Source organism: Bradyrhizobium sp. USDA 4538, from assembly GCF_024171045.1.
GTDB lineage: Bacteria > Pseudomonadota > Alphaproteobacteria > Rhizobiales > Xanthobacteraceae > Bradyrhizobium > Bradyrhizobium australafricanum.
This window is the reverse complement of record NZ_JALJZE010000001.1, coordinates 6106150-6118545: the sequence shown is the minus strand read 5'-3', so window position 1 is coordinate 6118545 and position 12396 is coordinate 6106150. Positions and strand designations below refer to the sequence as shown.

The window sequence follows — 12396 nt, the reverse complement described above, 5'->3', positions numbered from 1 at the left end:
TCTATGTATACCCCGGCGCCAGCGCGAAGGTGCCGTCCTTGGCGGTAGAGGCTTCCGACATCACGATCTCTTCGGTCAGGTAGCCGTTGTGCTCGGTCGGCGAGAAGCGATAATTGCCGAAATAGCCAGGATAGGTCGACAGCGTGTTCCAGTACTTGATGATGCCGGCGCTGTCGGTCGAGCCGCTTTCGGCGACCGCCTTGGCGATCAGCTCGATGCAATCGATGCCGCCTGCGACCCACCACAACAGCGTGTCGTTCAGCGCGATGTTGGCCTTGGTCAGGCGCGCGACCAGGTCCGCGCTCTTCGGCGGCAGCTTGCCGGCGCCGTCATAGCTGCAGCTCTTGTAGCCGATCGCGTAGACCTTCTTCCAGTTCTCCGGCTTGGCGACCAGGCTCGCAAGCTCGCCCGACGCCATCGAGGGATGACCGACGAAAGGCACGTCCCAGTTCATCGCGGCGCGGGTGTTGAACATGCGCGCCTCCATACCGGTCGAGACGCTCCACACCACGATCGCTTCCGCGCCGGCATTCTTGGTGCGCAGCATGTCCGGCGTCATGTCGGGCTGCGTGGCGTCGATATTGGCCTGATAGGCTACCTCGGCGCCATCCTTCTTGAACGCCGCGACGGAAGCGCCGACCGCGGTGACGCCATAGCCGGTGGTGTCGCCGATCACCGCGACCTTCTTCACCTTGAGGATCTTGAGACAGTAATTGCGCACGGCATCGTCCCATTGGTTGTTCGACGGCGCGATGCGGAACGCGTTGGGGAACTTGACCGGGTCGATCAGGGTCTCGACGACGCAAGGGTGCAGGTCGGGCATCTTGGCGCGCGCCATGATCGGCGTCGTCGCCAGCGCCTCGCCCGAGTTCAGCGGACCCCAGATCGCGTGCACCTTGGCCTGGCTGATCAGCTCCTGCGTGGCGTTCACCGCCTTGGTCGGATCGCCCTGGGTGTCGCGCATCACGAGCTCGATCTTGCGGCCCTTCACCCCGCCGGCGCCGTTGATGGCGTCGACCGCGAAGTTGACGCCGCGATTGAAGCCGACGGTCGGCGCCGAGCTCGGGCCGGTGATCGCCGCGAGACAGCCGATCTTGATCGGTTCCGACTGTGCGATGGCAGGCGCCGGGAAGGAAAATGATGCGGCGCCCAATGCACCGGCGCTGCCCAACAAAACGTCACGGCGTGAAATAGCCATGTGATGCCTCCCTGTTTCCCTCTCGGCGCCCGTCGTTTGTTGCGGGACGTCCGTTCATTGATTGTCCGCGCGCTCAGGGGCCGCGGTTATGCGGGCCAAGTCTGGGCCGGATGCGAAGCTCTTGTCCAGCCCCGCGGACGACATTGGGCTTCGCCAAACTTTCATGGCCGAGGCCGCCGCGTCCAGTAGCCGGCATTGACCGCGCCGACGGGTATCTCGCCGGCAACGATCTTCGCAACCTGGCGTACCGTCTCCGACGACTGATGCTCGATCGCCTGCGGCGTCAGGCCGCCGACATGCGGCGTTGCGATCACATTGTGCAGCTTCGCAAGCTCGGGCGTCGGCATCTGGTCCGGCGCGCGGCCGACATCTATCGCGGCACCCGCGATGCGGCCATCGCGCAGCGCGGCCGACAGCGCCGCCTCGTCGACGAGGTTTCCGCGCGAAAGGTTGATGAAGAATGCGTGCTTCGGCATCCGCGCCAGTGCGGCTTGCCCGATCAGGTTCTCGGTCTGCGCGTTGGCGATCGCGAGACAGACAACGTAGTCGGCGCGCGCCAGCAGATCGTCGAGCGGCAGATGCCCGATCGCCGCATCATCGATCGTTACGTAGGGATCGGCGACCAGCACATTCATGCCGAGCACTTTTGCGATCCCGGCAAGATAGCGCCCGATGCTGCCATAGCCGATGATGCCGATCGCGCTTCCCGCCAGCTGGCGGCCCATCACGACCTCGGGCGCCCTGCCCGCGTGATAATCCGCGGTGGCGCGCGAGACGCCGCGCGACAGATCGACCATGAAGCCGAGCGCGAGCTCGGCGACCGACCGGACGAAGCCGGCGCTCGCCTGCGTCACCAGCACGCCGGCGGCGGAGGCCGCGGCCACGTCGATATTGCGGATATCGACCGCGCAGCGCACGAACGCGCGCAACTTCGGCAGCTGCGGAAAGATCTCCCCTCGCCCCTGCGTCATGCGGTCAGCGACGATGATGTCGACATCGGCCGCGGCCTCGACCAGCACCGCCGCATCGAGCGCGTCCTCGCCTTCGTGCAGCTTGACGTCGGCGACCGCGCGCAGGCCGCTCAGGCTGCGCTCGCCATAATAGTCGCGGCGCATCTGCGGGGTATGGGCGAGCAGCACCTTCACGATCCTACTCCCCTAATAGCCGAGCGCATGCGGCAAGGCCGTGCTGATCGCCGGCACGAAGGCGATCACCAGCAGGCACAGCAACAGCAGGCCGAGATAGCCCGCGATCGGCTTGATGGTCTGCTCGATCGGCACGTTGCCGATCAGGCAGGCGCCGTAGAGCCCAAGGCCGAGTGGCGGAGCAAAGAGCCCGAGCCCCATCGCGATCACAAGCACGACGCCGAAATGCAGCGGATCGATGCCGAGCTTGACGGCAACCGGCAGCAGCAGCGGGCCGAAAATGATCAGCGCCGCGGCGCCTTCGAGCACCGAGCCCATCACCACCAGCACCAGGATCGACAGCAGCATGAACAGCCAGACGCCGTGGCTGCCCGAGATCGCCAGCATGAGGTCGCCGACGGCATGCGGCACCTGCTGCAGCGTCAGGATGAAGGCCAGTGACTGCGCCGCGGCGACGATGAACAGCACCAGCCCCGAACGAACAGCCGATTGGACGAAGCAGTGCGCGAGGCTCTTCGCGCCGAGCTCGCGGAACAGCAGGCTGCCGACGGCGATGGCGTAGACCGCGGCGAAGGCGGAGATTTCGGTCGCGGTGGCAAAGCCGCTCTTGAAGCCGAAGAAGATCATGAAGATCAGCCCGAACGAGGCGATCGCACCGGTCCAGAGCCCCGATACCGCGGCGCGCGGCTCGGCTTCCACGTTCGCCGCGGGGCGCTTGCCGAAGATGATCGACACCGCGATCAGCGCCAGCGCCATCAGCGCGGCCGGCAACATGCCGGCGACGAACAGTCCGCCGATCGACAGGTTGGCGACGAAGCCGAGGATGATGAGGTTGATGCAGGGCGGAATGGTCTCCGCCATGACAGCGGAGGCGGCGAGCAGCGCCACCGCTCCGCCCGGGTTCTGCCGCGAGCGGCGCGCCGCCGGGATCAGCACCGAGCCGACCGCGGCAACGTCGGCCATCTTGGAGCCCGAGATGCCGGAGAACAGCACCATCGACATCACCATGACGACGTTGAGCCCGCCGCGCATCCGTCCAACCGCGCGCTGCAGCAATTCGATCAGCCGGACCGACATGCCGTTGGCTTCCATCAGGTAGCCGACCAGGATGAAGAACGGGATCGCGAGCAGCACGAAATTGTCGATGCCGCGCGCCATCTGCTGGGCGAAGATCACGCCGGGCAGCGTGCCCTCGACCCAGATGAAGATCAACGCCGCCAGCGCCAGCGCAAAACCGATCGGCAGTCCGCCGAACAGCGTGAGGAGGAAGCCGATCAGCATCAACGTTTGCGATGACGGTACGGACGATGGTGCGAATGCATCCCAAGCGAGATAGAGACCCACGATGACGGCAGTCGCGACGATGGCCACCGTCATGTCGCGCAGCGGCCGGCCACAGAACGTCTCGAACGCGAAGATCGTCATAAACGCCGCGCCGACGCCCATTGGATAGAATGTCCATTCCAGCGGCAGGCCGGAGCCGGAAGTCTGACCGGTGGTCAGCCAGCCCATCTTGACGGCGTTGAACGCGACATAGCCGGCAATGATGGTGACAAGCAGCGCACCGACCGCGTCGACCACCCGCCGCACGCCCGGCGGCAGCATGTTGACGAAGAAGGCGACGCCGAGATTCTCGCTGCGGGCGAGCGCGCTTGCCGCGCCGAAGAAGCTCGACCCGACCATCAGGCCGCGGGCGACGTCGTCGGACCATTCGACCGGCGCATTGAACAGGAAGCGGGCCAGCACCGAGACGCAGACCACCACGAGATCGGCGGCAAGCAGGAGCGCGGCGGTCGCATCACTGACGGCAAGCAGCGGCGCCGTAATCCGATCAGCGCTGCTTCTCGCCTCGACTGCGGCGACTGACATGCGCCGACCTCAGGCCTGGGTGGCGCGGATCAGGTCGACGACGGCCTTGGCCTCGGGCCGCGCCTTGATGAAATTGTCGGTCTGCGGCAGCACGCGCTTGCGGTATGCCTCCTTGTCGCATTCGACGACGGTGACGCCCTTCTCCACCAGCGCCGCCAGCGCCTCCTTTTCCACCGCAAGGCCGTGCGCGCGGGTGTCGATCGCGGCCTTGTTCGCCGCGTCGAGAAAGCCTTCCCGCAGCTTGGGAGCCATGCGGTTGAAGCTGGTGTCGCTGAAATAGACCGCGAGCGGCGAGAAGATGTGCTGGGTCAGCGCGTAGTGCTTCGCGGTCTCGTAGAACTTGCTGGCGAGGATGGTCGGCGGATCGTGTTCGAGGCCGTCGAGCACGCCGGCCTGCAGCGCCGTATAGATCTCGCCGAACGCCAGCGGCGTCGCGGCGGCCCCCATCAGCCGCAGGCATTCGGTGATGATCGGATTGGGCAAGGTGCGGATTTTCAGGCCGGCGAGATCCTCCGGCGTCTTCACCGGTTTCTTCGCCAGCACGCTGCGCGCGCCGAAATTATAGGCCCAGCCGATGATGTGAATGCCGGCGCCCTTGAGCAGCGCAGCCTCGATCGGCTTCGCCGCGCCGGCGTCGAACGCCTTGGTTTGCTGCTGGAAGCTGGTGAAGAGGTAACCGAGGTCGAAGGTGCCGACCAGCGGCACGAGATTCGCCGAGATCGACGAGCCGGACACCATCAGGTCGATCACCCCTAGCTTCACCGAGTTGATGACGTCGATCTCCTGGCCGAGCTGGTTGTCGGGGAAGAAGGTGACCTCGATCTGCTCGCCGAGTCCGTTCGCCTTCAGACTCTTGACCAGATTGTCGTAGTAGACGCGGCCATTGGCGTATTTGGGATCGTTCGGAAGCGACGACGAGCATCGCATTTTCATCACCGCAGCCTCGGCGCGGCCGATGATGGCGGGCGCGGCGGCAAGCCACGCGGTCGCTGCGACCGACGACTGCAGCACAATGCGGCGGCTCACGCGGTTCGACGTCATGATGGTGCTCCTCCCGGGGACGGATCTTTATTGTGTTGGCCACCCGCCTGACGGCGTGAGCTTGGCAGCCGATTTGTCATAATGTATGACAAAACGGATACGGTTGTGCAAGGGCGCGGCTCGGCGGCGGCGCAGGCTGCAACCGCAGCGAGGCCCTCGATGTTCCAGACATCCAACGCGTTGCGTCGGAGCGTGCACAGCCAGGTCACCGACCGCGTCGGCAGCAGCATCGTGCGCGGCGAGATCGGCGTCGGCGAAACGCTGCCGCCGGAAATCCGGATCTGCGAGATGATGGACGTCAGCCGCACCGTGGTGCGCGAGGCGATCCGCACCTTGACCGGCAAGGGCCTGATCGAGTCGCGGCCCAAGAGCGGCACGCGGGTTCGGCCGCCCGAGCAGTGGAATCAGCTCGATCCCGACGTGCTGCGCTGGCACCTCGAGACCGCGGAGATCGACCGTTACCTCGCCAAGCTGTTCCAGCTGCGCGCCGCGGTCGAGCCGGCCGCGGCAGCGCTCGCGGCGACCCATGCCGAGGAGGTCGACATCGCCCGCATCCGCGCCGGATGCGATGGCATGGACGCGGCAGAGACCAACGAGGAGTTCGTCGCCGCCGACATTGCGTTCCACCAGGCGATCTATTTCGCCACCCGCAACGAATTCTTCTGGCCGATCGCGCAGATGTTCGAGATCACGCTGCGCCAGAGCTTTACGATCGCAGCGCCGGGCTCGCACCGTCCGCGGGCGCTGCGCGAGCACCGCGCGGTGCTGGACGCGATCGCCGCCGGAGATGCGGAGACGGCGCGCACAGCCACGGTCGTGCTGCTGACGAATTCCGCCGACGACCTGGTGCGCATTCGTGGCCGGGAGTTCGACACGCCACGTCCAGCCAAGCGCCGATGATGTTGGTGACTGCGGTCGTGATGCGCTCACTGCTTCCACATGGTCGTCCTGGCGAAAGCCCATAGGCGCTAAAATAGGATTTGCGCCTTGGATTCGCTTGTGATTCCAAGATGGAATGGCACACGAATCGCTTGTGAACAAAGATTGGGCGCGCGTTGTCGCCCGACTTGGCGGAGCCGAGGCTCTGAACATTAGCGCGCGCAAGACGAAGGCGTTTGTCCGTCCGCGGGAGATCAGCAATGCGGTCGACTTGCTGCGCCTGATCTTGGCTTATTGCCTTGGTGAGAAAGGGCTGCGGTTGACGGCGGCATGGGCCACGTCGGTTGGGCTTGTCGATATCTCCAACGTGGCTCTGTTGTATCGCTTACGTCAGTGCGGAGATTGGCTGGCAATCTTGGTCGAGCAGGCGCTTGCCGCCGCGGCGCCGAAGGCGAGCCGCGGTCGTCTGATCCGTATTGTTGACGCCACGACGGTCCCCAAGGCTGGGACGAGCGGCAGGAACAAGAACGCAGTGTGGCGTATCCATAGCGCGTTCGATCTTCCGCAGGAGCGCTTTGGTCACTTCGAACTGACCGATCAGCGAGCGGGCGAGACGCTGGATCGGATACCGGCGGTTGCCGGTGAGATCCGTCTTGCCGATCGCGCCTATCTGCAACCGGAGCGCATGGCGCATCTCGTCGATGCCGATGCGGACTTCGTGATCCGGGCCGGCTGGAAGAGCGCGCGCTGGCTCGATGCCGAAGGTAATCTTGTTGACCTCACTGCCGAACTGCGCAACGCCTCGGCGCGTGGCCTGATCGATCGGCCGATTTGGATAAAGCGCAAGTCAGGTGCGCCGCCGCTCGCAGTGCGTCTGGTTGCCGCGAAGAAGCCGGCGCAAGCTGCTGCGGCTGCGCGACGCAAGGCGCGCCGGACTGCACAAAAGGGAGGTCATCAGCTCTCCAGGCAAACACTTGACGCCGCAGATTGGGTGATCCTGGTGACCTCACTCAGGCCAGAGGACTTCACGACTGCAGATATCCTCGCCCTCTATCGGCTGCGATGGCGCATTGAGCTCGGCTTCAAGCGGCTGAAAAGCCTGATTGGCCTGAAGGGACCTCCCGGAACCGACGAGCGGTCCGCCAGACCCCATATCCTCGCTCATCTGCTGATCATTCTATTGCTCGAGCCGCTCGTCGACGAACTCGAAGACTCTCCCCGCTTGGCCGACGCCGCCTGACCCACCCAGTGACGTGGCGTCTGCTGCGCCAGCTCGTAGCTTCGCTACGGCAAGCGATCATTCCACAGCCCGCAATCGCTCTACTCTGCAGAGCCAGTCACGCTCTCCGGCGACATCTACGCGAGCCACCCAGACATAAGCGCCACTATCAGACTATGATCAAACTATCTTAGCGCCTATGGGCGAAAGCCAGGACCCATAACCACCGCAAGTGGTTGTGACCGGGATCATGGCCCCAGCGTCGCGCAACCTGACATTTGGGGTAATGGGTCCCCTGAGTTCACAAACGAAGTGCAACACTTCCTTGAGGAGGTGTTGCCATGGGGCGGACTTACAAGCAGCTCTCTCTGGACGACCGATGCGAGATTGCCTGCCTATCGGCCAATGGCAGCTCGGTCCGGCAAATCGCGGCAGCTCTGGATCGCTCGCCATCAACGATCTCTCGGGAACTGAGGCGCAATCGGGGGAGCCAGGTCGGCTACAAGCCGAGCTATGCCCAGCACCAGATGCGAGCGCGGCGCTGGACGGGCGGACGCCTCGAACGGGAGCCCGGCCTGCGCCGCGCGGTGTTGCAACGCCTTCGCCGCGGCTGGTCGCCCGAGCAGGTCGCTGGCCGGCTGGCCCGCGAGCACGGGCGCAAGGTGATCTCCCACGAGACCATCTACCGCTTCATCTATGGCCAACTCAGGCGCACCACGGACTTCAACTGGCGGCGCTATCTGCCGCGCGCCAAGAGCAAGCGCGGCTGCCGCGGCAAGCGGGGCGGCAGCCCCGCAAGCTTCATCGAAGGCCGTGTTTCCTTGGCAAATCGGCCGCTCGAAGTGGCCGACCGCAGCGTGCCCGGACACTGGGAGGCCGACCTGATGATGTTCTCGAAATACGGTCAGGCCGTGCTGACCGTGCACGAACGCACCTCGCGGCTGCTGCTCGGCATCCGCCTTGCCAGCAAGGTCGCGCGCGGTGTCGCCCGCCATCTCGTGGGCTTCTTCGCGCCCCTTCCACAAGAGCTGCGCCAGAGCGTTACCTTCGACAACGGCACCGAGTTCGCCGGTCACCTGGCGCTGCACCGCCTCTCGATCGCGACCTTCTTCTGCGATCCCCATGCCCCCTGGCAGAAGGGTGGCATCGAGAACGCCATCGGCAGGATGCGCCGCTTGATTCCCCGCAAGACGGATCTCGTCACCCTCTCGACCGCCAGATTCCGCCAGTTCATCGCCGCCTACAACAACACCCCGCGCAAATGCCTTGACTACCGCACGCCCGCCGAGTCCTTTGCTCAAGTGTTGCACTTCGAATGTGAATCCACCTCCTGGCTTTCGCCAGGACGACATCGAATATGGGGCGCGACCTACATCCCAATCGTCGTCCCGGCGAAAGCCAGGACCCATACGCCGCGGCCGATGTTGTCGGTGAGACTCGTCGTTCCAGCGTCGCGCAACCTAGCTCAGCGGTGGTTATGGGTCCCGACCCCCGTGTGCAATTGCGCATTAGGCCGGGACGACAGCGAATGTGTGGTGCCGCTTGCAGGTCAAAAATGGGCATCAGTGATTGGCGCGTGAGCGAGGCACCGCCAGAAGGGTTCCCTGCCCCTTGCGAGAGTGGGAGCCGCGCGGCGTGCTCACCTCGCCGTCATTCCGCGCCCGCCACGAGAGTCGACCCGCACACGGGCCTGTGACCATAGTTGAAGGCTGCGACGACGAAACTTCTGGATTGTTGGCCGCGTAGACGCCAAGACAGGAGCGCTATTCTGCGAAGGTTTCATTGATGCACGACGTCTCGATCCCGGCGGCCCTGATCGCCGGTCTGGTCAGCTTCCTCTCGCCCTGCGTGCTGCCGCTGGTGCCGCCCTATCTGATCTATTTGACCGGCGCGACCATCGAGCAGGTCAACCAGGACGGCGCCACCGCGGCCTCCAAGCGCGCGGTGATGACGGCGGCGCTGATGTTCGTGCTCGGCTTCTCCACCGTGTTCGTCGCGCTCGGCGCCAGCGCGTCCTTCGTCGGCGGGCTGGTGCGCGCCTGGTCGGCCGAGCTCTCGATCCTGGCGGGCATCGTCATCATCATCATGGGCCTGCACTTCCTCGGCGTGACCCGGATCGGCCTGCTGATGCGCGAGGGGCGGCTGACCGCGCCGAAGCCGGTCGGGCTGTGGGGCGCCTACGTCATGGGTCTGGCCTTCGCCTTCGGCTGGACGCCATGCATCGGGCCGATCCTCGCCGCGATCCTCTCGATCGCGGCCGCCGAGGCCACGGTGACGAAGGGCGCCGGCCTGCTCGCGGTCTATTCCGCCGGGCTCGGCATCCCGTTCCTGCTTGCGGCCTTCATGGTCAAGCATTTCTCCTCGCTGTTCGCGCGGATGAAGCGCCATCTCGACACCGTCGAGCGGGTGATGGGCGTGCTGATGGTGGTCACCGGCATCGGCTTCCTGACCGGCGCAGTCTCGAGCGTCAGCGTCTGGCTGCTGGAAACCTTCCCGGCGCTGCAAAATATCGGCTAGGCCTGCGCGCCAGCGCAGGCTGCCGTCGGCTGGCTTTTGGCCGCGCGATGTCGGACTATCGGGGAATCGCCGCAATCCTCACGGGGCACCGATGGGCCAGGATCGTCAGACACGCGCCAGCTGGCCGATCTTCCGTTCGCTCAGGGCCTTCCGGCCAAGCGACCTGCCGGGTGACCTGATCGCCGGGTTGACGCTCGCCGCGATTGCGATCCCGGAGCAGATGGCGACCGCGCGGCTCGGCGGCTTCTCGCCGCAGATCGGCTTCTTCGCCTTCATGGCCGGCTCGCTCGGCTTTGCGATGTTCGGTGCCAACCGCTTCCTGTCCTGCGGCGCCGACTCCACGATCACGCCGATCTTCGCCGGCGGCCTCGCGCTGATGGCTACCGCCGGCTCGCCGGACTATCAGGCACTGGCGATGGCGCTGGCGCTGATGGTCGGCGCGATCATGATCGCCGGCAGCCTGTTCAAGCTCGGCTGGATCGCCAATTTGCTGTCGACGCCGGTGACGGTCGGCTTCCTTGCCGGCATCTCGGTCCACATCCTGGTCTCGCAATTGCCCGGCGTGCTCGGCCTGACCACGCCGGACGGGCCGACGCTCTACAAGCTCGGGGTGCTCACCGAGAAGATCGGTCAAACCAATTTCTACACGCTGGCGATCGGCCTCGGCGTGCTGGCGCTGGTCGCCGGATCGGAGAAGATCAGCGCACGCATTCCGGGCGCGCTCATCGGCCTTGTCGTGGCCACCGTCGCCGTGATCGCCGGCCATCTCGAAAGCAAGGGCGTCAAGGTGGTCGGCACCGTGCCCGGGACGCTGCCGACGCCATCGTTTCCGGACATCGCGCCGGAGCGCTGGATCAAGCTGTTGTCGCTGGCGATCCTGATCGCCGTTGTCATCATGGTGCAGACCGCGGCGACGACGCGCTCGTTCCTGTCCGATCCGGACAAGCCGGCCGACGTCGATCGCGACTTCCTCGGCGCCGGTGCCGGCAGCCTGCTGTCCGGACTGTTCGGCGCATTTCCGGTCAACGCCAGTCCGCCGCGAACCGGCATCGTGTCGGAGACCGGCGGACGTACGCAGCTCTCGGGGCTGTTTGCCGCGGCCATCGTGCTCGCGCTGCTCGCGTTCGGCGCGACGCTGCTGCAGCACGTGCCCGATGCGGCACTCGGCGGGGTCCTGCTGTTCGTGGCGCTGCGCATCATCCGCGTGAAGCAGATCGTCGCGATCTTCCGTCAGTCGTTCTATGAATTCCTGCTGGTGGTGGCGACCGCAGCCGCGATCATCGTGCTGCCGATCGAGCAAGGCGTCGCCGTCGGCATCGCCTTGTCACTGCTGCACGGCATCTGGACCACGACGCGCGGCCAGCTTGCCGAATTCGTCCATGTGCCCGGCACCACGATCTGGTGGCCGACGGGCCCGCACGTCACAGGCGAGCGCACGCCCGGCATTGCCGTCGTCGGCCTGCAGGCGCCGCTGTCGTTCCTCAACGCGGAAAGCTTCCACAGCGGCGTGCTCAAAACCATCAGCGCGACGACACCCAACCCGCGGCTGCTGGTGATCGAGGCCAGCGGCATGATCGAGATCGATTTCACGGCGGCGCAGGCGCTGCGCGACCTGTTTCGCGAATGCCGCGATGACGGCGTGACGGTGGCGGTGGCGCGGCTCGAATCCGAGCGCGCGCAGGACGCCTTCGGGCGCTTCGGTCTCTACGAGGTGTTGCCGCGGGACCACGTCTTCCGCAGCGTCGACGAAGCGGTCCGCACGCTCGGCGGACAGGCGTAGAGGTTGGTGAGATCAGTCCGTAGCCCGCATGAGCGAAGCGATACCCGGGAAACCGTTCCCGCATATCGCTTCGCTCATGCGGGCTACGCACGATCCTCCGTCATTGCGAGCAAAGCGAAGCAATCCATCGTGTGGCGTATGCGGAAGCATGGATTGCTTCGTCGCTATGCTCCTCGCAATGACGGAGCTACAAATTTAGGGCGACTCAGCTGCATAGCCTGGATGAAGCGAAGCGCAATCCGGGATTTCTCGCGCGTTGATGAACCGTCCCGGATTTCGCTTACGCTCCATCCGGGCTACCGGACGACCTCAGGCCTGCTCGCCCTCGAGCGTCGGATGCTCCCTCAAAACTTCCGCCTTGATCGAGCCCGCGTGGATGGCGCGCAGCAGCGCCCGCCCCGTCTTGATGTTATTGGCCTTCATGCAGAGACCGACGATCTCGCGCACCGCGGAATCCCGCACCAACTCGTCGGAGATCTTCATCGCGGTCTCCATCGCGACCTTGGCGGCACGCTCGTAGCGATCACGCTCGATCTGCTGCTTCTTCGCTGAGCGCTTGTCGGGCGAGCCGACCGCCTCGGCGCAGCCGGCGGCATCGCGGCAGATCGCACGGATCCGCTGCGCAGCTTCGATGTCGCCGAGCGGATGCGCGACGGGATCGTCCCAGATATCCTTGTGCTCGTCCTTGCTGAACCACCACATCGCCGCACCTTGAATGCACGGCAAACATAGCTGGCCTTGGCGCAAC

At 65.4% G+C, this 12396-nt stretch carries 10 protein-coding genes; 5 read left to right on the top strand and 5 right to left on the bottom strand.

From position 1 onward, the window contains the following. Position 1: 1 nt before the first annotated feature. From J2R78_RS27695 to J2R78_RS27680, 4 genes are all read right to left on the bottom strand, one after another. Entirely contained in the window at positions 2-1198 is a 1197-nt protein-coding gene (locus J2R78_RS27695) for an ABC transporter substrate-binding protein (protein ID WP_253607585.1), read from the bottom strand. Positions 1199-1359: 161 nt separating this feature from the next. Beyond that, positions 1360-2343, bottom strand: a complete 984-nt coding sequence (locus J2R78_RS27690) for an NAD(P)-dependent oxidoreductase (RefSeq protein WP_253607584.1) — start codon at positions 2341-2343, stop codon at positions 1360-1362. 12 nt (positions 2344-2355) lie between these two features. After that, positions 2356-4212 carry a TRAP transporter large permease subunit gene (locus J2R78_RS27685; protein ID WP_253607583.1) on the bottom strand — a complete coding sequence of 619 codons (1857 nt, stop codon included), beginning with the start codon at positions 4210-4212 and terminating at the stop codon, positions 2356-2358. Positions 4213-4221: 9 nt separating this feature from the next. Continuing rightward, positions 4222-5253, bottom strand: a complete 1032-nt coding sequence (locus J2R78_RS27680; RefSeq protein WP_253607581.1) for a TRAP transporter substrate-binding protein — start codon at positions 5251-5253, stop codon at positions 4222-4224. A gap of 159 nt (positions 5254-5412) precedes the next feature. Between J2R78_RS27680 and J2R78_RS27675 the strand changes: the two genes are divergently transcribed. From J2R78_RS27675 to J2R78_RS27655, 5 genes are all read left to right on the top strand, one after another. After that, positions 5413-6153 (top strand): FadR/GntR family transcriptional regulator, encoded by a 741-nt coding sequence (locus J2R78_RS27675; protein ID WP_253607579.1) that lies wholly within the window; start codon positions 5413-5415, stop codon positions 6151-6153. 133 nt (positions 6154-6286) lie between these two features. Further along, the gene (locus J2R78_RS27670) at positions 6287-7372 is read left to right on the top strand and encodes an IS4 family transposase (protein WP_253604643.1); all 1086 of its coding nucleotides are present in this window, start codon (positions 6287-6289) and stop codon (positions 7370-7372) included. Between the two features lie 320 nt (positions 7373-7692). Continuing rightward, a complete protein-coding gene (locus tag J2R78_RS27665; RefSeq protein ID WP_253607578.1) occupies positions 7693-8931 on the top strand; it encodes an IS30 family transposase in 1239 nt (412 codons plus the stop codon). Positions 8932-9136: 205 nt separating this feature from the next. Then, positions 9137-9868, top strand: coding sequence for a cytochrome c biogenesis CcdA family protein (locus tag J2R78_RS27660; protein WP_253607577.1), 732 nt, complete (start codon positions 9137-9139; stop codon positions 9866-9868). Positions 9869-9959: 91 nt separating this feature from the next. After that, positions 9960-11648, top strand: a complete 1689-nt coding sequence (locus J2R78_RS27655; RefSeq protein ID WP_253607576.1) for a SulP family inorganic anion transporter — start codon at positions 9960-9962, stop codon at positions 11646-11648. A gap of 309 nt (positions 11649-11957) precedes the next feature. Here J2R78_RS27655 and J2R78_RS27650 read toward each other — a convergent pair whose 3' ends face one another. Next, positions 11958-12350, bottom strand: coding sequence for a hypothetical protein (locus tag J2R78_RS27650; protein WP_028332513.1), 393 nt, complete (start codon positions 12348-12350; stop codon positions 11958-11960). Positions 12351-12396: the final 46 nt, after the last annotated feature.

Coding starts and splice junctions, on each gene's coding strand:
- J2R78_RS27680 (WP_253607581.1), bottom strand. CDS start 5,253: ATGACGTCGAACCGCGTGAGCCGCCGCATTGTGCTGCAGTCGTCGGTC.
- J2R78_RS27695 (WP_253607585.1), bottom strand. CDS start 1,198: ATGGCTATTTCACGCCGTGACGTTTTGTTGGGCAGCGCCGGTGCATTG.
- J2R78_RS27685 (WP_253607583.1), bottom strand. CDS start 4,212: ATGTCAGTCGCCGCAGTCGAGGCGAGAAGCAGCGCTGATCGGATTACG.
- J2R78_RS27655 (WP_253607576.1), top strand. CDS start 9,960: ATGGGCCAGGATCGTCAGACACGCGCCAGCTGGCCGATCTTCCGTTCG.
- J2R78_RS27675 (WP_253607579.1), top strand. CDS start 5,413: ATGTTCCAGACATCCAACGCGTTGCGTCGGAGCGTGCACAGCCAGGTC.
- J2R78_RS27660 (WP_253607577.1), top strand. CDS start 9,137: ATGCACGACGTCTCGATCCCGGCGGCCCTGATCGCCGGTCTGGTCAGC.
- J2R78_RS27650 (WP_028332513.1), bottom strand. CDS start 12,350: ATGTGGTGGTTCAGCAAGGACGAGCACAAGGATATCTGGGACGATCCC.
- J2R78_RS27665 (WP_253607578.1), top strand. CDS start 7,693: ATGGGGCGGACTTACAAGCAGCTCTCTCTGGACGACCGATGCGAGATT.